At 65.3% G+C, this 19,354-nt stretch carries 16 protein-coding genes; 6 read left to right on the top strand and 10 right to left on the bottom strand.

Annotated features, from left to right (window positions below):
* Positions 1 to 22: 22 nt before the first annotated feature.
* Complete coding sequence (xth, locus tag A1351_RS19765) at positions 23 to 799, bottom strand: exodeoxyribonuclease III (RefSeq protein ID WP_064033738.1); 777 nt, start codon at positions 797 to 799, stop codon at positions 23 to 25.
* Between the two features lie 122 nt (positions 800 to 921).
* Here xth and A1351_RS19760 point away from each other — a divergent pair, with 122 nt between their 5' ends.
* The gene (locus tag A1351_RS19760) at positions 922 to 1,539 is read left to right on the top strand and encodes an HAD family phosphatase (protein WP_064033737.1); all 618 of its coding nucleotides are present in this window, start codon (positions 922 to 924) and stop codon (positions 1,537 to 1,539) included.
* Between the two features lie 9 nt (positions 1,540 to 1,548).
* Here A1351_RS19760 and pyrF read toward each other — a convergent pair whose 3' ends face one another.
* From pyrF to dnaK, 4 genes are all read right to left on the bottom strand, one after another.
* Positions 1,549 to 2,265, bottom strand: coding sequence for an orotidine-5'-phosphate decarboxylase (gene pyrF / locus A1351_RS19755; RefSeq protein WP_064033736.1), 717 nt, complete (start codon positions 2,263 to 2,265; stop codon positions 1,549 to 1,551).
* 1 nt (position 2,266) lies between these two features.
* On the bottom strand, positions 2,267 to 2,872 hold the full coding sequence (locus A1351_RS19750; RefSeq protein ID WP_083967428.1) for a class I SAM-dependent methyltransferase: 606 nt from the start codon (positions 2,870 to 2,872) through the stop codon (positions 2,267 to 2,269).
* A 76-nt stretch (positions 2,873 to 2,948) separates the two neighbouring features.
* Positions 2,949 to 4,067, bottom strand: a complete 1,119-nt coding sequence (gene dnaJ / locus A1351_RS19745) for a molecular chaperone DnaJ (RefSeq protein ID WP_024878963.1) — start codon at positions 4,065 to 4,067, stop codon at positions 2,949 to 2,951.
* 535 nt (positions 4,068 to 4,602) lie between these two features.
* Positions 4,603 to 6,504 carry a molecular chaperone DnaK gene (gene dnaK / locus A1351_RS19740; RefSeq protein WP_064033734.1) on the bottom strand — a complete coding sequence of 634 codons (1,902 nt, stop codon included), beginning with the start codon at positions 6,502 to 6,504 and terminating at the stop codon, positions 4,603 to 4,605.
* A 352-nt stretch (positions 6,505 to 6,856) separates the two neighbouring features.
* Here dnaK and A1351_RS19735 point away from each other — a divergent pair, with 352 nt between their 5' ends.
* The 4 genes from A1351_RS19735 (at position 6,857) to A1351_RS19720 (ending at position 12,522) form a co-directional block, all read left to right on the top strand.
* On the top strand, positions 6,857 to 7,447 hold the full coding sequence (locus A1351_RS19735) for a phosphatase PAP2 family protein (protein ID WP_024878965.1): 591 nt from the start codon (positions 6,857 to 6,859) through the stop codon (positions 7,445 to 7,447).
* Positions 7,448 to 7,616: 169 nt separating this feature from the next.
* Positions 7,617 to 8,702 carry an efflux RND transporter periplasmic adaptor subunit gene (locus A1351_RS19730; protein ID WP_024878966.1) on the top strand — a complete coding sequence of 362 codons (1,086 nt, stop codon included), beginning with the start codon at positions 7,617 to 7,619 and terminating at the stop codon, positions 8,700 to 8,702.
* 11 nt (positions 8,703 to 8,713) lie between these two features.
* Positions 8,714 to 11,839: an efflux RND transporter permease subunit gene (locus A1351_RS19725; RefSeq protein WP_026597936.1), complete on the top strand. Its 3,126-nt coding sequence runs from the start codon at positions 8,714 to 8,716 to the stop codon at positions 11,837 to 11,839.
* A gap of 152 nt (positions 11,840 to 11,991) precedes the next feature.
* Positions 11,992 to 12,522 carry a DUF2059 domain-containing protein gene (locus tag A1351_RS19720; RefSeq protein ID WP_157096394.1) on the top strand — a complete coding sequence of 177 codons (531 nt, stop codon included), beginning with the start codon at positions 11,992 to 11,994 and terminating at the stop codon, positions 12,520 to 12,522.
* 111 nt (positions 12,523 to 12,633) lie between these two features.
* Here A1351_RS19720 and A1351_RS19715 read toward each other — a convergent pair whose 3' ends face one another.
* The 5 genes from A1351_RS19715 to A1351_RS19695 all read right to left on the bottom strand — a co-directional run bounded on the left by A1351_RS19715 (position 12,634) and on the right by A1351_RS19695 (position 17,755).
* On the bottom strand, positions 12,634 to 14,463 hold the full coding sequence (locus A1351_RS19715) for a tetratricopeptide repeat protein (protein ID WP_024878969.1): 1,830 nt from the start codon (positions 14,461 to 14,463) through the stop codon (positions 12,634 to 12,636).
* 161 nt (positions 14,464 to 14,624) lie between these two features.
* A complete protein-coding gene (gene sucC / locus A1351_RS19710) occupies positions 14,625 to 15,824 on the bottom strand; it encodes an ADP-forming succinate--CoA ligase subunit beta (RefSeq protein WP_024878970.1) in 1,200 nt (399 codons plus the stop codon).
* A gap of 77 nt (positions 15,825 to 15,901) precedes the next feature.
* Positions 15,902 to 16,864 (bottom strand): malate dehydrogenase, encoded by a 963-nt coding sequence (gene mdh, locus A1351_RS19705; RefSeq protein ID WP_064033732.1) that lies wholly within the window; start codon positions 16,862 to 16,864, stop codon positions 15,902 to 15,904.
* A 181-nt stretch (positions 16,865 to 17,045) separates the two neighbouring features.
* Positions 17,046 to 17,468 (bottom strand): EVE domain-containing protein, encoded by a 423-nt coding sequence (locus A1351_RS19700; RefSeq protein ID WP_024878972.1) that lies wholly within the window; start codon positions 17,466 to 17,468, stop codon positions 17,046 to 17,048.
* A complete protein-coding gene (locus tag A1351_RS19695; protein ID WP_024878973.1) occupies positions 17,468 to 17,755 on the bottom strand; it encodes a YciI family protein in 288 nt (95 codons plus the stop codon). Before A1351_RS19695 ends, A1351_RS19700 begins: the two co-directional genes overlap by 1 nt.
* 458 nt (positions 17,756 to 18,213) lie before the next feature.
* On the opposite strand from A1351_RS19695, the gene A1351_RS19690 reads away from it, so the two are divergent.
* Positions 18,214 to 19,272 (top strand): 30S ribosomal protein S2, encoded by a 1,059-nt coding sequence (locus A1351_RS19690; protein WP_026597939.1) that lies wholly within the window; start codon positions 18,214 to 18,216, stop codon positions 19,270 to 19,272.
* The last annotated feature ends 82 nt before the right edge of the window (positions 19,273 to 19,354 follow it).

The raw sequence follows: 19,354 nt of genomic DNA, 5'->3' as shown, positions 1-19,354 counted from the left end.
GCTTCGCGCGTGATCATGGGCGTCACGCGAGCTCGCATCTGATCGGCACATGGTCGGAGGGCTTCGCGCCGGCGCGCAGCTCCTTGTCGATGGTCACGCTCTGCAAGCGGTCGGCGGCCTGCGGCGAGAGCAGAAGATGGTCGATGCGAATGCCATTGTTCTTCTGCCAGGCGCCGGCCTGATAATCCCAGAATGTATAGAGGCCGGCGGCGTCGGTGGAGGCGCGCAGCGCTTCCGTATAGCCGAGGTTCAGCAGCTCTTGGAATTTGGCCCGCGTCTGCGGCAGGAACAGCGCGTCGCCGGCCCAGGCTTTGGGGTCGTGGACGTCGCCGGCCGCGGGAATGACATTGTAGTCGCCGGCCAGAACCACCGGCTCCTCTAGCGCCAGAAGACTCGCCGCATGGGCGATGAGGCAGTCCATGAAGGCGAGCTTATATGTGTATTTCTCTGTGTCCGGCGGATTGCCATTGGGCAGATAGATGCTGGCGACGCGCACGGCGCCATGATCGGTGGAGACGACGGCCTCTATGTAGCGGGCCTGCGGATCATGCTCGAATTTCGGCAGGCCGCGCACCACCTCTATCGGCGTCTTGGAGAGAATGGCGACGCCGTTGAAGGTCTTCTGCCCATGCGTCTCGACATTATAGCCGAGATCCTCGATCTCGGCGCGCGGGAAGGCCTTGTCCTCGCATTTGATCTCTTGCAGGCACAGCACGTCCGGCGCGACCTCGCGCAGATAGGCGGTGAGCGGCTCCAGCCGCTGGCGGACGGAATTGACGTTCCAAGTGGCGATGCGCAAGGCGGGCTCCCGGTCATGGACCGGACCTCGTCATAGCGCGCGCGCCGCCGGAATGAAACGTGCCGCTCCAATTGTCGTCACAGGCCGAGGCTATATGCTCGCCTCGAGCCCGGAGCCCCCGAATGTTCGTGAAATCCCACGTCACCACCGTCGTCTTCGATGTCGGCAATGTGCTGGTCGATTGGAATCCCCGCTATCTCTATCGCAAGCTCTTCGACGATTCGCAGGCGATGGAGCGCTTCCTCGGCGAGGTCTGCACCTCGGATTGGAATCTGGAATTGGATCGCGGCCGCCCCTTCGCCGAGGCGGTGGCCGAGCGCGTCGCGCTCTTTCCCGATCTCGCCGATCTCATTCGCGCCTATGACGCGCGTTGGAGCGAGATGATCGCCGGGCCGATCGCCGGCACGGTGGCGCTGCTGGAGCGGCTCGCCGCGCGCGGGACGCCGCTCTATGGGCTCACCAATTTCTCGGATGAGAAATATGGCGAGACCTATGAGCGCTTCGCCTTTTTCCAGCGCTTCGCGGGCGTCGTCGTTTCCGGCCGGGTGGGGCTGCTGAAGCCCGACGCCGCCATCTATCGGCTGCTGCTCGAGAGCTACGGGCTCGATCCGGCGGCCTGCATTTTCATCGATGATTCGGCGGCCAATGTGGAAGGCGCGCGCGCTGTCGGCATGCATGCGACGCGATTCGAGAGCCCGGAACAGGTCGAGCGCGATTTGCGGGAGCTGGCGCTGCTGTGAAGGGCGCGCTCAGCCGCCCATAGCGGCGGAGATTTCCGCAACGATCATGTCCGCGGCGGCGCGTGGGGCGGGCGCCTGCGTCACCGGCCGGCCGACGACGAGATGATCCGCCCCGGCGGCGATGGCCTCGCCCGGCGTCATCACGCGTTTCTGATCGCCGAGCGCGGCGCCGGCGGGGCGCACGCCCGGCGTCACCAGCGCCATTTTCGGCCCGACGAGCGCGCGAATCGGCGCCACTTCCTGCGGCGACAGGATCAGCCCGTCGATTCCCGCGTCCTTCGCCTGAACCGCGCGGCGCGAAACCAGCTCGGCGACGCCGATAGAATAGCCGGCCTCGGCGAGATCGGAATCGTCATAGGAGGTCATCACCGTGACGGCGAGCAGCCGCAGGCCGCTATCGCCCGCGCCCTGGCGGGCGGCGCGCATCGTCTGCGGAAAGCCGTGAATGGTGAGGAAATCCGCGCCGAGCCGGGCGATCTGCCGCGTCGCGCGCTCGACCGTCTGGCCGATGTCGTGCAGCTTCAGATCGACGAAGACCTTCTTGCCGCCGGCCTTCAGCTCCTCGACCAGCGGCAGGCCGCCGCCATAGGCGAGCTCCATGCCGATCTTGTAGAAGGAGACCGAATCGCCGAGCCGCGCGACGAGCACGCGCGCCGCTTCCACACCGTCGACGTCCAGCGCGACGATGAGGCGATCTCGCGCCGGGATCGTCGCGCCATTCGTCATGTCAGCCCGCCCGCCGGCTGTAGCGCCACACGCGCGCCGGCGGAATATTCGCCCAGACCTGCGAGCCCGTAGCCGTGAAGGCGGAGCCGTTCGGATGGCGCTTCAGCGGCATGGGCGAGAACAGGCCATAGGTGAACTGAATGATGATGCCGCCCGGCGCCATCATCTCGAAGCCCTGATCGAGCAGGCGCAACCGGTCCGATTCGGGCTGGTTGAGCAGCGGCAGGCTCGAGACGATGGTGGAGATCGGCCCTTCGACCTTGCCGGCCAGCGTCTGCTTCAGCGAATAGGCGTCGCCCTGCACCACCTCGACGCCCGGAAAGCGCTGGTGCAGGAGATCGCAAAAAGCGGTCTCATATTCGACCAGCAGCAGGCGCGAGGCGGGAACGCCATGCTCCAGCAGCGCCTGCGTGACCGGGCCGGTACCCGGTCCGAGCTCGACGATCGGCCCCTCGCGGGAGAGATCGACATAGCTCGCCATGGCGCGGGCGAGCATAGGCCCCGAGGGCGAGACGGCGCCGACGCCGCGAGGATTTTCCATCCAAGACCGCAGAAAGCGCGCATTATCGGCGAGAGCGGATTTCAGTGGCTCGATATTCAGTGACACGCTGAGACAGCCTCTCGATCGTTCCAAACGCGCGCGAACATGTATGAGGTCGCACGCCCGGTCAATGGCGTCCGCCTCATTTGCCGAACAGGTCTTTCATCTTCGCGAAGAATCCGGTCGCCTCCGGATGCGTCTGGTGGGACGATTCCTCCTCGAATTCGGTGAGCAGCTCGCGTTGGCGCTTGGTGAGACTTTGCGGCGTCTCGACGCTGATCTGCACATAGAGATCGCCCGATTCGCGACCGCGCAGCAGTGGCATGCCCTTGGCTTTCACCTTGATCTGCTTGCCGGTTTGCGCGCCTTCGGGAATTTTGATCTCGGTCTCGCCGCCGTCGATCGTATGCACTGTGATCTTGCCGCCGAGCGCCGCGCGCACCATGGAGATCGGCACGCGGCAATAGAGATCGGCGCCGTCGCGCTGGAAGAACGTATGCGGCTTCACCGACAGGAAAATATAGAGGTCGCCGGAGGGGCCGCCGCGCAGCCCGGCCTCGCCCTCGCCGGCGAGGCGGATGCGCGTGCCGTCCTCGACGCCGGGCGGCACATTGACCGAGAGCGTGCGCTCTATGGTGGCGCGGCCGGTTCCCGAGCAGGCGGTGCAGGGATTGTCGATCACCTCGCCGCGGCCCTGGCAGGTGGGGCAGGTGCGCTCTATGGCGAAGAAGCCCTGCTGGGCGCGAACGCGGCCATGACCGGCGCAGGTAGGGCAGGTCTTGGGCTTGGAGCCCTTTTTGGCGCCTGTGCCGCCGCAGGGCTCGCAGGAGACGGAGGTCGGCAGCTTCAGCGTCGCCGCCTTGCCGTGGAAGGCCTCCTCCAGCGTGATTTCCATATTGTAGCGCAGGTCCGAGCCGCGCTCGCGCGCGGAGCCGCGGCCGCCGCCGCGCCGTCCCATCACCTCGCCGAAGAGATCGTCGAAAATATCGGCCATGGAGGCGGCGAAGCCGTCGCCGCCGCCGAAGCCGCCGCCTTGCTCGAAGGCGGCGTGGCCGAACCGGTCATAGGCGGCGCGCTTCTGCGTGTCGGAGAGGCATTGATAGGCCTCATTGACCTCCTTGAAGCGCGCCTCGGCCTCCGAGTCGCCGGGATTGCGGTCCGGATGATATTGCATCGCGGCCTTGCGAAAGGCGATCTTGAGCTCGACGTCGGTCGAGGTCTTGGCGACGCCGAGAATTTCGTAGAAGTCGCGTTTGGACATGGGGTCGGTCGATAGGAGTTGGGGAAGGCGTCCTGCGGGCGGAAGCGCCGAGGATCGCAGCCGATATAGGAACTCGGAAAATTTGTTACCACGGTTTGACGGACGCGCCAAAGTCGCGTTTCCGAACCCGCTGGGGTCTTTCGCGCCTCGGCGAAATTGCGCCCGATCCTGTTTGTCAGCGTCGACTGTCTCAGCGCGAAAAGCGTGGCGGGCGTGAACCGAGGCTGGCCGCGCTCGCTCTCGACGCGCCTCTCCTTCTCCCACTCGTGGGAGAAGGTGGCCCGACGCAGCCGGGTCGGATGAGGGTTCCGCGAGCTTAGAGCGCTTTCCGATCGAACGGAAACGGTCGATCGATTAGAATTCGCTCCAACGAAAAAAGGCGAGAGCGCCATCCGATCCAGTTGGATCAAGTGGCGCTCTACAGCGTCGTCGAATGTCGGCGGAATGCGATAGGGACCCTCATCCGACCCTCGCTGACGCGAGGGCCGCCTTCTCCCGCGAGCGGGAGAAGGGAGCGCCCTTTCGACGAACCGGCTTACTTCTTCTTCTCGTCGCCGCCGACTTCCTTGAAATCCGCGTCGATCACATCGTCCTGCGCATGGGTCTCGCCCGTCGGGGCGGCGCCTTCGGACTGCTGGGCCTTGTACATCGCCTCTCCGAGCTTCATCGAAGCCTGGGTCAGCTCATTGGTCTTGGTCTTGATCGCCTCGGCGTCCTCGCCCTCGAGCGCGGTCTTCAGCGCCGCAATGGCGGCCTCGATCGCGCTCTTGTCGGCGGTCGACACCTTGTCGCCGAACTCGGCCAGCGACTTCTCGGCCGAATGCACGGCCGCCTCGCCATGGTTCTTGGTGTCGACGAGCTCACGGCGCGCCTTGTCCTCGGTGGCGTGCGCCTCGGCGTCCTTGACCATTTTGTCGATGTCGGCGTCCGACAGGCCGCCGGAGGCCTGGATGCGGATCTGCTGCTCCTTGTTGGTGGCCTTGTCCTTCGCCGTCACATTGACGATGCCATTGGCGTCGATGTCGAAGGTCACCTCGATCTGCGGCACGCCGCGCGGCGCCGGCGGAATGCCGACGAGATCGAACTGGCCGAGCAGCTTATTGTCCTGCGCCATCTCGCGCTCGCCCTGGAAGACGCGAATGGTGACGGCGGTCTGATTGTCCTCGGCCGTGGAGAACACCTGGCTCTTCTTGGTCGGGATCGTCGTGTTGCGGTCGATGAGGCGCGTGAACACGCCGCCCAGCGTCTCGATGCCGAGCGACAGAGGCGTCACATCGAGCAGCAGCACGTCCTTCACATCGCCCTGCAGAACGCCGGCCTGCACCGCCGCGCCGATGGCGACGACCTCGTCCGGGTTGACGCCCTTATGCGGCTCCTTGCCGAAGAACTGCTTCACCACCTCCTGCACTTTCGGCATGCGGGTCATGCCGCCGACGAGCACCACCTCGCCGATCTCGGCCGCGGAGAGGCCGGCGTCCTTCAGCGCCTTGCGGCAGGGCTCGATGGTGCGCTGGATGAGATCGTCGACCAGCGCCTCGAATTTCGCGCGCGTCAGCTTCAGGGTCAGATGCTTCGGACCGGAGGAGTCCGCGGTGATGTAGGGCAGGTTGATCTCGGTCTGCGTCGCGGAGGAGAGCTCGATCTTCGCCTTCTCGGCGGCTTCCTTCAGGCGCTGAAGGGCGAGCTTGTCCTTGGTGAGATCGATGCCCTGCTCCTTCTTGAACTCGCCGGCGAGATATTCGACGAGACGGCCGTCGAAGTCCTCGCCGCCGAGGAAGGTGTCGCCATTGGTGGACTTCACCTCGAACACGCCGTCGCCGATCTCGAGGATGGACACGTCGAAGGTGCCGCCGCCGAGGTCATAGACCGCGATCGTGCCGGCGCCCTTCTTGTCGAGGCCATAGGCGAGCGCGGCCGCTGTCGGCTCGTTGATGATGCGCAGCACCTCGAGACCGGCGATCTTGCCGGCGTCCTTGGTGGCCTGACGCTGGGCGTCGTTGAAGTAAGCGGGAACGGTGATGACCGCTTGAGTCACGGTCTGGCCGAGATAGGCCTCGGCCGTCTCCTTCATCTTCTGCAGGATGAAGGCGGAAATCTGCGAGGGCGAATATTGCTTGCCGTCCGACTGCACCCAGGCGTCGCCATTGGGGGCCTTGACGATATTATAGGGGACGAGGCCGATGTCCTTCTTGGTCATCGGATCGTCGAAGGAACGACCGATGAGTCGCTTTATCGCGAAGAAGGTGCGCTCTGGATTGGTCACCGCCTGACGCTTGGCGGGCTGGCCGACGAGACGCTCTCCGTCCTCTGTGAAAGCGACGATGGACGGCGTCGTGCGCGCGCCTTCCGCGTTCTCGATGACCTTGGGGCTCGACCCTTCCATGACGGCCACGCAGGAATTGGTCGTGCCGAGGTCGATGCCGATGATTTTAGCCATATCGCCGTTCCTTTCGTTCTTTCGAAATCGGGTCCCGAAGCGGCCCGTATGTCGCCGATCCTTCGGCGGCTCGCATTTTCAGCCCGCCGCGCATCGGCTGTTCATCGTCACTTCAGATTGTAATCGGCCTGCATCGGCGCAAGTGCGATCTGCATATAGAGCGCGCCGGGCATATAGAATGAAGGCTCCCATGGCGGCAAGCGCCGTCGGGGCCGGGATTTTCTGTTCTTCCGTCGGCTTTGCCGCTCGGGCTCGCTTTCGCTTATTCTCCTCGCAGCGATTCGCGAAGCGAAGCTCGGCCGCGGACGAGCCCGCGCCTATTTCCGAACTCTGATTGCGAACAGGCCGACGCGTGCTTCCCCACTCGATCGAACCCATTCTGCGAATCGTCGCCGTCCTCGGCGACGCCGGCTTCGTCCTGCCGGCGAGCGGCGGCCTCGCCGCGGCGCTGTGGGCGGCCGGCGATCGCCGCGCGGCCGTCGCATTCCTCGGCGCCATAGCGGTCTGCGGCGTCATGGCGACCTTCGCCAAGATAATCTCCATGGCCTTCGGCCCGCCGGCGCTGCACAGCCCCAGCGGCCACGCCGCGCTCGCGGCGGCCTTCTTCCTGCCGCTCTCCGCAATTTTCATGCGCGTTCGCGAGAAGCGCGCCGGAATTTTGGCCGCCGCCCTCTGCCTGGCGGCGGCCGTGCTCGTCGCCATCATCAGAGTGGCGCAGGGCGCGCATACGGAGCCGGAGGCTTTCGCCGGATTTTTCATAGGCTTGGCGTCATTCGGCGTGTTTCTGCGCGCCGCCCCGGCGCAGGTCTCGATCGGCGCTCCGGCGATCATCGTCTTCTTCATCGTCGCTGTCGCGATTCAGTCCCAGATCGGGCTCAGCATAGAAGTAGAAGGGCCGCTCGAGCGCATTGCGACACGGCTCGCCGAGATGCTGTCGCTCTAGCTCCAATGTTTCTATCTTGTTTCTTTTGCGCTTTCGAAAAAACCTCGGGGCCGGAAGCGGATAGGCTCTTCTCGCGCGGCGCGGCTGACGCCTGACAATATTTGATTTTCATCACGAAGCGTGCGATTCGACACGATAGGAATAGCGTTTTTGGCGGAGAAACGCCGCAATGCAGAAGAGTCGATTGTTGCGGTCCGCGGCGGCGTTATCCATTCTCCTCCTGCTTTCCGCCTGTGACAATTCCGGCCGCAAGGCCGAGGACCCGGCGCGGGTCGTGCTCGTCGCGCCGGTTCATTACGCGCCGCGCTCGCCGACGCGCCAATTCGTCGCCGCCATCCGTCCTCGCGTCGAGACCGACCAATCCTTCCGCGTCGCCGGCAAGGTGGTGCGCCGCCTCGTCGAGAATGGGCAGGCCGTCAAGGCCGGCGATCTTCTGGCGGTGCTGGACGAGGCCGATCTGCGCCTGCAGAAGGAGCAGGCCGAGGCGGAACTCTCCGCCGCGCGCATGGCGCTGGAGCAGGCCGCCGCCGACGAGCGCCGCGCGCAGACCTTGCGCAAGGATGGCTGGACCGCGCAGGCGGCGCTCGATCGCCAGAAAGCCCAGGCCGAGGAGGCGCGCGGCCGCCAGCAGCGCGCGCTGCGGGCCGTCGAGCTCGCCAAGAATGCGCTGGATTACGCCTCGCTGCGCGCCGATTCGGACGGCGTGGCGACGGCGACCTTCATCGAGCCGGGGCAGGTGGTCGCGGCGGGTCAGGCGGCGGTGCGCGTCGCCCGCGCCGGCGCGCTCGAGGCCGTCGTCGCTCTGCCGGAGGCCTTCGCCTCCGTCGCCGGAGCGGGGGAGGCGAGCCTCTTTCTCTGGTCCGATCCAGCCAAGACCTATCGCGCCAGCCTGCGCGAGCTCGGCGCTTCCGCCGACGCCGCCACCCGCACCTTCTCCGCGCGCTATTCGATCGTCGGCGCCGATGAGAAGGTCGGGCTCGGCATGAGCGCGACGCTGACGCTCGCCGGCAAGGATCAGGGCGTCGCCGCGGCTCTGCCGCTGGCGGCTCTGTTCGATCAAGGCTCCGGCCCCAGCGTGTGGAAGGTGGAGGAGGGCGGCAAGCTCACCCTCGCGCCCGTCTCTGTGCTGCGCTACGAGGCCAAGACGGCGCTGATTACCGCCGGCGTCGCCGAGGGCGACCGCGTGGTCGTGCTCGGCGCCCATAAGCTCGATCCCGGCCAGCGTGTGCGTCCGGTCGACGCCGAGAGTCTGTGAGGCGCAGGGCGATGGGCTTCAATCTCTCTCTTTGGGCGGTCAAGCGTCAGACGCTCACTCTGGCGCTGATTCTGGCCGTGGCCATCGCCGGGGTCTTCTCCTATTTCCGCCTCGGCCGCGCCGAGGACCCGTCCTTCACCATCAAGGTCGCCAATCTCACAGCGATCTGGCCGGGCGTCACCGCGCTCGAGATGCGCGATCAGGTGGCCGACCGCCTGGAGAAGAAGCTGCAGGAGCTTCCCTATCTCGAGAAGATCGAGACCTATGTGAAGCCGAGCTTCCTCGCCATGCAGGTGACGTTCAAGGACACGACGCCGCCCGCGCAAGTGCCGACCCTCTTCTATCAATTGCGCAAGAAGCTCCACGACATTCAGCCGGAGCTGCCGCAGGGCGTGATCGGCCCCGACGTCAATGACGAGTTCGGCGACGTCGACGCCGTGCTCTACGCCGTCCATGGCTCCGGCGCCGATTATCACCAGCTCGACCGCGTGGTGGAGATGTTCCGCCAGCGCCTGCTGGAGACGACGGACATCGTCAAGGTCAATGTCTATGGCGAGCAGGATCGCAAGATCTTCGTCGAGTTCAGCCAGGCCAAGCTCGCCAATCTCGGCGTGACGCCGCAGGCGCTGTTCGAATCGCTCGCCAAGCAGAATGCGGTGAACGCCTCCGGCGTCTTCGAGACGCCGGCCAATCGCGTGCCCTTGCGCGTCACCGGCGCGCTGAAGGGCGCGGAGGCCATCGCCGCGACGCCGGTGGAGGCGAGCGGCCATGTGTTTCGCCTGGGCGACGTCGCCGATGTCGTGTCTGGCTATCAGGACCCGCCGAACTTTCTGGCGCGCTACAAGGGCGAGCCGACCATCGTTGTCGGCGCGGTGATGGCGCGTGGCGGCAATGTCCTCACCCTCGGCAAGAATCTCGAGGCCACAATGGCCGAGGTTCGCGCCGAGACGCCGGTCGGCATAGAGATCACGCAGATCGCCGATCAGCCGACCGTCGTCTCTCATGCAGTCGGCGAGTTCACGCGCTCCTTCGTCGAGGCGCTGGTCATCGTCCTTTTCGTGAGCTTCGTCTCGCTCGGCTTTCGCACCGGAATCATCGTCGCCCTGTCGGCGCCGCTGGTGCTCGCCGTCGTCTTCGTGTTCATGAACGCCTTTGGCGTCGATCTTCAGCGCATCTCGCTCGGCGCGCTCATCATCGCGCTCGGCCTGCTGGTCGATGACGCCATCATCGCCGTCGAGATGATGACGGTGAAGATGGAGCAGGGCGAAGATCGCATCAGCGCGGCGACCTTCGCCTGGACGTCCACGGCCTTTCCCATGCTCACCGGCACTCTGGTGACGGTGGCGGGCTTCATGCCGGTCGGCTTTGCCGCCTCCTCCACCGGCGAATATACGGGCTCGCTGTTCTTCGTGCTGGCCGTGGCGCTCGTCGCCTCCTGGTTCGTCGCCGTGCTGTTCACGCCCTATCTCGGCGTGAAGCTGCTGCCGGATTTCTCGCGCCATGCGCATCACGATCCAGAGGCGATCTATTCGACTCCCTTCTATCTCGGCCTGCGCCGGCTCATCACCTGGGCAGTCGACAATCGCCTGCTCGTCGTTTGCGCGACGGGGGGGATTTTCGTCGCGGCGGTCCTCGGCTTCGGCCATGTGCAGAAGCAGTTCTTCCCCATTTCCGAGCGGCCGGAGCTGTTCTTCCAGCTGCGCATGCCGGAGGGCTCGTCCATATTCGCGACGGCCGCGGCGGTGGACGAGGCCGAGAAGCTGCTGAAGGGCGATGAGGACGCCGTCCATTACACGAGCTATATCGGCCGCGGCCCGCCGCGCTTCTGGCTCGGCCTCAGCCCGGCGCTGCCCAATGAGGCCTATGCGGAGATCGTCATCGTCGCCAAGGATCTCGAGGCGCGCGAGCGGCTGAAGGTCCGCCTGTCGAAGGCGCTGGAGGATGGCGCCGTCTCGCAGGCGCGCGCCCGCGTCGATCGCTTCAACTTCGGCCCGCCGGTAGGCTTTCCGGTGCAGTTTCGCGTCATCGGCCGCGATCCGGCGGAGGTGCGCGCCATCGCCTATCGCGTGCGCGATCTAATGCGCGAGGACAAGGCCGTCGTCGAGCCGCATCTGCAATGGAACGAGCAGACGCCAGCGGTGCGGCTCGTCATCGATCAGGACCGCGCGCGCGTCATGGGCCTCACGCCGCAAGAGGTGGCGAATCGGCTGCAGATGATGGTCTCCGGCGTGACGATCACCAGCCTGCGCGACGGCATAGACCGCGTCGATGTGGTCGCCCGCGCCACGCCTGGCGAGCGCGGCGATCTCGGGCGGCTCGACGATATTGTGATATTGACGCGCGCGGGGGCGCCCGTGCCCGTCTCGCAGATCGCCAAGATCGTCTATGAGCATGAGGAGCCGATCATCTGGCGGCGCAATCGCAACATGCTCGTCACCGTGCGCGCCGATGTGAAGGACGGCGTGCAGGCGCCGGACGTCACCAATCGCATTTGGCCGCGCCTCGCCGAGATTCGCGAGCATCTGCCGCCGGGCTATCGGCTCGAGATCGGCGGCGCGATCGAGGAATCCGCCAAGGCCAATTCCTCCATCGCCGCCGTGGCGCCGGTCATGATTCTCGTCATGCTGGTGATCGTGATGTTCCAGCTGCAGGACTTCACGCGGCTCGGCCTCGTTATGATGAGCGCGCCGCTCGGCCTCATCGGCTCCTCGCTGGCGCTCAATCTCGCGGGCGCGCCTTTCGGCTTCGTCGCTCTGCTCGGCCTCATCGCGCTCTCCGGCATGGACATGCGCAACTCGATCATCCTGGTCGATCAAGTGCGTCAGGATCTCGAGAAGGGCGCCAATTATCGCGAGGCCATCATCGGCGCCACGGTGCGCCGCGCGCGGCCGGTGGCGCTCACCGCGATGGCCGCCATTCTCGGCATGATTCCGCTGACGCGCTCGCTGTTCTGGGGGCCGATGGCGCTCACCATAATGGGCGGCCTCTTCGTCGCGACCTTTCTGACGGTGCTGTTCCTGCCGGCGCTCTATGCGATGTGGTTCCGCCGCAAGCTCGGCGACACGCTGGTCGAGACGCAGCCGCCGCCGGCTGCCGCGCAATTCGCTTATTGCGAGCTGCCGAGGGTGGCGGAATGAGCGGGAGCCCCGCCCGCCGCGGCTGAAGCGGTTTGCCGAGCGCGGAAGGTAATATAGCCGCATTCCGGTTTGCCAGAATGCGGCTAACGATAGAGTGGAACCATTGAGCGAGCGCTCTGCGTCGAGCGCGCAATATTTCTTCGGAGCGGCATATGCGTAAATCATTGGCCGTGGCGGCCCTTTTGACCAATCTCCTCTGCGGCGCGACCGCCGTTCGCGCGGATGCGTCGCTGGAGGATGTCCGCGTCGCGCGACAAGTCGTCGACGCGCTCCATTTGAGCGATCAAATGGCGGCGATTCTGCCGCAGCTCGTCGACGCCGTGGGGCGCGGGCTCACCGCGCATTATCCCCAGCACGCCCAAGAGATTTCCGAGATCATGCCGCGACTGAAAGTCAAAGCGGCGGCGCGGATCGACGAATTCATGAGCCTCATGGCCACGGCCTTGGCCCCGAAACTGTCGTCGATGGAGCTGCGCGAGTTGCGGAGCTTCGCCACCGGACCGCGCGACGTCGCGGCGCGTAATGATTTCGCGCGCTCGCCGACAGGAATCAAATTTTTCTCCCTGCGCGAAGAGTTCAAGCGCGAAATGCGGGAGCGGGGAGAGCAATGGGGCGCGAAAATCGGACGCGAGGTCGATGAGGAGTTCAAGGCCGAGCTGAAGAGCCGCGGCGTCCATTTATAGAAACTGCTATCGCGCCGTCTTTGAAAATGAATTGCGCCGCTCCTTCGTTAAGAAGGGCGGCGCTGAAACCTCCAGAGAATATGCGGCTCGAGGGGAGCGATTCCCGCCCCCTCAGCCGCCGTTCTTCTTCTTGCTCTGATCGCTGGCGATGGGCGAGGCGTCGGTGAGGCCCTTGTCGATCTTCTCGAGGATCTTCGGCAGATCGTCCGGATCGGGGCTCATGTCGCGCGCGTGATTCCATTGGAAGCGCGCCTCGAGCTTGCGATTGACGCGCCAATAGGCGTCGCCGAGATGGTCGTTGATGACCGGATCGGAAGGCTTGAGATCGACCGCCTTCTCGAGCTCGCGCACCGCCTCGTCATAGCGGCCGAGGCGGTAATAGGCCCAGCCGAGACTGTCGACGACATAGCCGTCGCGCGCGCGCAGATCGACGGCGCGGCGCAGCATTTTGAACGCCTCGTCGAGATTGACGCCCTGATCCACCCAAGAATAGCCGAGATAATTCAAAACCAGCGGCTGGTCCGGATAGAGCTCCAGCGCCTTTTTGAGATCGGCCTCGGCGGTCGGCCAGTTCTTGCGGCGCTCATTGGCGATGCCGCGATAATAATAGAGCAGCCACTGGCTCTTGTCCGTCTGCGGCTGCAGGTCCAGCACCTTGGTGTAGGTGGTGACCGAATCGGCGAAGAGCTTGCGCGAGCGCTGTATGTTGCCGAGCGCGGTCAGCGCCTCCTGATCCTTGGGATGCTCGACGATCACCGCCTGGAGGTGGTCGGTCGCCTCCTTGGTCTTGCCGAGCGTCTCCAGCAGCAGCGCCGCCTGCACATCGGCGTTGACGCGCAGCGGGTTTTCCTTCGGCACGCTGTCGTAGAGATCGATGGCGATCTCCTCCTGCTTCATGCGCTCATAGATGTCGGCGAGGGTGATCGTCGCCAGCGCATTGTCGGGCGCGAGGAAGAGCGAGAGGCGCAGATAGATCAGCGAGGCGAGCTCGTCGCCCTGGCGGCCGCCGATCGCGCCGAGGCCATAGAGCACCTCGGCCGCGCCGGCGTCTGCGTCGCGAACGAAGGGCGTGAGCGGCTTGCCCGTGTCGATGTCGGCGATCGCCGCGGTGACGATGGGATGACGCGGGGCGAGATCGTCGAAGGCGCGATAGACGCGGCGCGCCTCCTCGCGGCTGCCATGCGCGACGAGGAAGCGCGCATAGGCGTCGACGAGGCGCAGCGTATTGCGCTCGGAGCCATAGGCGGATTTGAAGCGCTTGGTCGCCTCGGCCTTGTCGCTGTTCTTCGCCGAATCGACGATGAGCGCGGCGTGATAGTCGCGGAAGACGGCGAAGGCGTCTTCCTTGAGCTTGTCGGCCGTGGCCAGCGCCTGCTTGGTCTCGCCGGCGCCCGCATAGGCCCAGGCGGTGAGCAGCGTGGAGGTGACGTCATGCTTGCGGTCGAGCCCGCCTTTGGCGAGGACGGCGCGGGCCTTGGCGAATTTCTTGGCCTTTATCGCCTCGACGCCGAGCGTCAGATTGGCGAGGCCATTGTTTTTGTCGAAGGTCGCGACGCGGGCGGCGAGGGCGAAGGCCTCCTGCATATTGCCATTGGCGAGAGCGGCGACGAAGGCGCGCTCGGTCAGCTCGCGATTGCGCGGATCATTGCGCAGCGCCTCGCGGAAAAATGTGGATGCGGCCAGCGTGTCGCGTTCCGCCCCGGCGACGATGGCGGCGAGGTAATTTCCGGACGCGCTCTCGCCGACCTCGAAGGGCGTCGCGATGGAGAGAGACGATTCGCGGGCGTGAGCCGAGCCCTCGCCGACGAAGGAGATTTTGCCGGCGAAATCATCGACCCCGAGCGAAAGCGCGCAAAACGCCGCGGCGGCATAGGCCGCGCGGGTCGAGAAAGAGCGAACGCGGCGCCGTCCAGGCGCATCGGACGAGAAGAATCTGTTCACGTGCTGTTTCCCGCAATCGGCCGCAGCGGCGCGGCGCCGGCGCGCCCCGAAAGAGGCCGCCGAGCGCCACCATCATGCGGGAAGATGGCTGTTTTGAGCCGCCCCCGCAAGTGCGAAATATCCCAACGGGGGCAGCCGTCTTTTGTCGCGAAAGCGTCGCGTCAGCTTCGTCCGCGCACGGCGGCGACGATCTTCTGCGCAGCGTCGTCGAGATCGTCGGCAGGGATCACATCGAGGCCCGAGCTGGAAATAATTTCCTTGCCGAGATCGACATTGGTGCCCTCGAGGCGCACCACCAGCGGCACGGCGAGGCCGACTTCCTTCACCGCGGCGATGACGCCCTCGGCGATGACGTCGCAGCGCATGATGCCGCCGAAGATGTTGACGAGAATGCCCTTCACTTTGGGATCGGCGGTGATGATCTTGAAGGCGGCCGTCACCTTCTCCTTGGTGGCGCCGCCGCCGACGTCGAGGAAGTTGGCGGGGTTCTCGCCATAGAGCTTGATGATGTCCATCGTCGCCATCGCGAGGCCGGCGCCGTTCACCATGCAGCCGATGGTGCCGTCGAGCGCGATATAGGCGAGCTCATATTTGGAGGCCTCGATCTCCTTCTCGTCCTCCTCGGTCTTGTCGCGCAGCGCGACCACATCGGGATGACGATAGAGCGCGTTGTCGTCGAAGGAGATCTTCGCGTCGAGGCAGCGCAGGCGGCCGTCCTTGGTGACGATCAGCGGATTGATCTCGAGCAGCTCCATATCCTTGGCGACAAAGGCCGAGAACAGGCGCTCGGTGAGCGAGACCGCCTCCTTCACCAGCGGGCCGGTGAGGCCGAGCGCGTCGGCGACGCGGCGGCCGTGATGCGGCAGCACGCCGGTCGCCGGATCGACGGCGAAAGTCACGATCTTCTCCGGCGTCGCATGGGCGACGGCCTCGATATCCGTGCCGCCCTCGGTGGAGACGACGAAGGAGACGCGCGAGGTGGCGCGATCGATCAGCAGCGAGAGGTAGAATTCCTTGTCGATATCGGCGCCGTCCTCGATATAGAGGCGGTTGACCTGCTTGCCGGCCTCGCCCGTCTGCACCGTGACCAGCGTCGAGCCCAGCATCTCCTTGGCGAAGGTCTCGACCTCGTCGAGCGAGCGGGCGAGGCGCACGCCGCCCTTCTCGCCGGCCGAAGCCTCCTTGAACTTGCCCTTGCCGCGGCCGCCGGCGTGGATCTGCGCCTTGACGACATAGACGGGGCCGGGCAGGCCGCTCGCGGCCTGGCGCGCCTCGTCGGCGGCGAGCGCCGGAGCGCCTTCGGCGACCGGGGCGCCGAACTCACGCAGGATGGCTTTGGCCTGATATTCGTGGATGTTCATTTCTCACCGATCCTGATTGCGACCTTACGTCGCGACAACGCGCCCCTCGCCGGGGGCGGAAACGGGGCTCAGCGCGCTCAGGCGAAGGCGGGGTCGAGCGCCTTGCTGGCGGCGATCAGCGTCTTCACCGAGCCGACGGATTTGTCGAACATCTGCTGCTCGGCCGCATCGAGCGAGATCTCGACGATGCGTTCAACGCCATTGGCGCCGATCACCACTGGCACGCCGACATAGACCCCGCTGACGCCATATTGGCCGTCGAGATAGGCGGCGCAGGGCAGCACGCGGCGTTTGTCCTTCAGATAGCTCTCCGCCATGGCGATGGCCGCGGAGGCCGGCGCGTAATAGGCGGAGCCGGTCTTCAGCAGGCCGACGATCTCGCCGCCGCCTTTGCGCGTGCGGTCGACGATGGCGTCGATCTTCGCCTGAGTGGTCCAGCCCATGGCGACGAGATCGGGCAGGGGAATTCCGGCGACGGTCGAGTAGCGCACGGAGGGAACCATATCGTCGCCATGGCCGCCGAGCACGAAGGCGCTCACATCCTCCACCGAGACGTTCAGCTCCTCGGCCAGAAAGAATCGGAAGCGCGCCGAATCGAGCACGCCCGCCATGCCGACGACCTTATTGGCTGGCAGGCCGCTCGCCTTCTGCAGCGCCCAGACCATGACGTCGAGCGGATTGGTGATGCAGATGACGAAAGCGTTCGGCGCATAGGCCTTGATGCCGGCGCCGACCTTGGAGACGACGCCGAGATTGATGGTGAGCAGATCGTCGCGGCTCATGCCGGGCTGGCGCGGCACGCCCGCCGTCACGATGACGACATCCGCGCCGGCGATGGCGGAATAATCGTCCGCGCCGGCGATGCGCGCGTCGAATCCCTCGACAGGCGCGGATTGGGAGAGGTCGAGCGCCTTGCCCTGAGGCACGCCGCTCGCGATGTCGAACAATACGACGTCGCCGAGCTCCTTGAGGCCGATGAGATGGGCCAGCGTCCCGCCGATATGGCCGGCGCCGATCAGGGCGATTTTCTTGCGCGCCATCTTTTCTCCTATGGGCGTGCCTGGAAATAAACTGCTAGCGCGCTTTTTCCCGTCTGAAAAGGCGAGAGTCGCTTCTAGCGAAGCTTCGCACGAAAATTGAGCAAGCGCGCGAGCCTGCGCCGCGCGGCTGTGGAAATAGGCTGTTCCGAACCCGCTCTCCTTCCGACGCCGCTCCGTGGGTCTAGAGCGCGTCCACGCCGCCGAGCGAGAGAATGAGCTTCCATTCCTCCTCCGAGACGGGCTGCACCGATAGGCGAGAATTATTGACCAGCACCATTTCGGAAAGGCGCGGATCGGACTTGATCTCGGCGAGCGTCACCGGCCTCGCGAATGGCGCGACGGCCTTTATGTCGACCATGCCGAATTTGCCGCTCTCATCCGTATGGTCGGGATAATAGGTCTTGATGACTTCCACCACGCCGACGACGGCCTTGTCCTCGTTGGAATGGTAGAAGAATCCATGCTCGCCGATCTGCATCGCCATCAGCTGCTTCTTGGCGAGATGGTTGCGCACGCCGTTCCAGAATGTGCCCTTCGCGCCGGCCGCGACCTGCTGGTCCCAGGACCATGTTTTGGGCTCGCTCTTGAACAGCCAATGCGCCATCAGAGCTCGGCTCCCACCACGCGCTTCCAAGGCTTGACCTCGACGCTCGCGAACAGCCCGGCCTCGGCGTAAGGGTCCTCGGCGAGCAGAGCCTGCGCCGCGGCGACATCCGCCGCCTCGACGATCAGCAGCGAGCCGACGGGCTTCTCGGCCGAATCGAGAAACGGCCCGCCGAGCTTCACCTGCGCCGCATTGGCGGCGAGGAAGGCGAGATGCGCCTCGCGGGTGGCGAGCCGAAGCTCGACATGGTTCGGCTTGTCCAGGCAGAGAGCGACGAAGAGCGGCAAAGCGGCCTCGTGAAAAGGGGGAAGCGACGGCGCGGCGCTGATTAGCAGATCATGGCGCCGCGGTCGACAGAATTGGACGTGGGAAGCAGGGAATGCGTCGGCGTCAACGCCTTCCGCTCGGAGGGACGATAACGCGCCCGGGGTCGGATGAGCGACGTCGCATTTCGCCTCGAACGTGACGTGACGTCGCATGTCTCATTTCTCAGAGCTTGCAGCGTCAGTCGTTCGGGCAGGCTCGGATACGTTCAGGGGCGCCTATAGTTTAGTGCAGGAAACAGTTCATCCAATCGATGCGCCCTCAATCGATGCGCCCACCTTGCCCCTGCCGCCGTTCTCGCCTATAAGCCGCGCCATCCCACAGGCGAAAGTCTTACGGTTCCTGCTACAAGGCGCCGTTCCGGTGGCCGGTTCTCCGGCTTCTCCATGCTTTCGCCGAGGCTAGAACCGGAGAAAATACAATGGCGATTCCTGATTTCACGATGCGCGGCCTGCTCGAGTCCGGCGCTCATTTCGGCCACCAGTCGCATCGCTGGAACCCGAAGATGGCTCCCTATATCTTCGGCGCGCGCAACAACATCCACATCATCGACCTCGCCCAGACGGTGCCGCTGCTGCATCAGGCGCTGAAGGTCGTCTCCGACACTGTGGCGCGCGGCGGTCGCGTGCTCTTCGTCGGCACCAAGCGTCAGGCGCAGGATCAGATCGCCGACGCCGCCAAGCGCAGCGCGCAATATTTCATCAACTCCCGCTGGCTGGGCGGCACGCTCACCAATTGGAAGACCATCTCCGGCTCCATCCAGCGCCTGCGCAAGCTCGACGAGCAGCTCGGCGCCGGCTCCGCGGGCGTCACCAAGAAAGAGCGTCTGCTGCTCACCCGCGAGCGCGACAAGCTCGAGAAGGCGCTGGGCGGCATCAAGGACATGGGCGGCACGCCCGATCTCATCTTCGTGATCGACACCAATAAGGAGCAGCTGGCGATCAAGGAGGCCAACCGCCTGAAGATCCCGGTGGTGGCGATCCTCGACACCAATTGCGATCCGGACGGCATCACCTTCCCGATCCCCGGCAATGACGACGCCGGCCGCGCCATTGCGCTCTATTGCGATCTCATCGCCCGTGCGGCGATCGACGGCATCTCGCGCAGCCAGGGTCTTTCGGGTCTCGATATCGGCGCCATGGAGTCGCCGACGGCGGAGCCGGCGCTCGGCCGCGTCCACACGGATCTGCGCTCGGCCGACGAAGTCGCCGCCGATGCTGCGACCGCCGAGGTCGAGATCGCGCTCGAGCCCTTCGAGCTGCTCGCCGCTCCGCGCGGCGCTCCGGACGATCTCGCCAAGCTGCATGGCGTCGGTCCGCAGCTGGTCAAGAAGCTCAACGATGGCGGCATCTTCCATTATTGGCAGATCGCGGCCATGGCGCCGGCCGACGTCGAGAAGCTCGATCTGGACCTCAAGCTCAACGGCCGCATCGCCCGCGACGGCTGGGTCGATCAGGCGCGCTCGCTGGCTTCGGCCTGATTTCGCGCCAGAGCGCTTTCCGATCGAACGGAATCGTTCGATCGATCAGAATTCGCTCCCAAATAGAGAAATGAGAGCGTCA

Origin of the sequence: Methylosinus sp. R-45379, assembly GCF_001644125.1 — a bacterium.
Classification (GTDB): Bacteria; Pseudomonadota; Alphaproteobacteria; order Rhizobiales; family Beijerinckiaceae; genus Methylosinus.
This window is presented reverse-complemented; position numbering and strand designations above follow the sequence as displayed.

Excerpts from the sequence above, each read along its gene's own strand:
- A1351_RS19760 (WP_064033737.1), top strand. The coding sequence starts at position 922 with ATGTTCGTGAAATCCCACGTCACCACCGTCGTCTTCGATGTCGGCAAT.
- pyrF (WP_064033736.1), bottom strand. The coding sequence starts at position 2,265 with ATGACGAATGGCGCGACGATCCCGGCGCGAGATCGCCTCATCGTCGCG.
- dnaJ (WP_024878963.1), bottom strand. The coding sequence starts at position 4,067 with ATGTCCAAACGCGACTTCTACGAAATTCTCGGCGTCGCCAAGACCTCG.
- dnaK (WP_064033734.1), bottom strand. The coding sequence starts at position 6,504 with ATGGCTAAAATCATCGGCATCGACCTCGGCACGACCAATTCCTGCGTG.
- A1351_RS19730 (WP_024878966.1), top strand. The coding sequence starts at position 7,617 with ATGCAGAAGAGTCGATTGTTGCGGTCCGCGGCGGCGTTATCCATTCTC.
- A1351_RS19725 (WP_026597936.1), top strand. The coding sequence starts at position 8,714 with ATGGGCTTCAATCTCTCTCTTTGGGCGGTCAAGCGTCAGACGCTCACT.
- A1351_RS19720 (WP_157096394.1), top strand. The coding sequence starts at position 11,992 with ATGCGTAAATCATTGGCCGTGGCGGCCCTTTTGACCAATCTCCTCTGC.
- sucC (WP_024878970.1), bottom strand. The coding sequence starts at position 15,824 with ATGAACATCCACGAATATCAGGCCAAAGCCATCCTGCGTGAGTTCGGC.
- mdh (WP_064033732.1), bottom strand. The coding sequence starts at position 16,864 with ATGGCGCGCAAGAAAATCGCCCTGATCGGCGCCGGCCATATCGGCGGG.
- A1351_RS19700 (WP_024878972.1), bottom strand. The coding sequence starts at position 17,468 with ATGGCGCATTGGCTGTTCAAGAGCGAGCCCAAAACATGGTCCTGGGAC.
- A1351_RS19690 (WP_026597939.1), top strand. The coding sequence starts at position 18,214 with ATGGCGATTCCTGATTTCACGATGCGCGGCCTGCTCGAGTCCGGCGCT.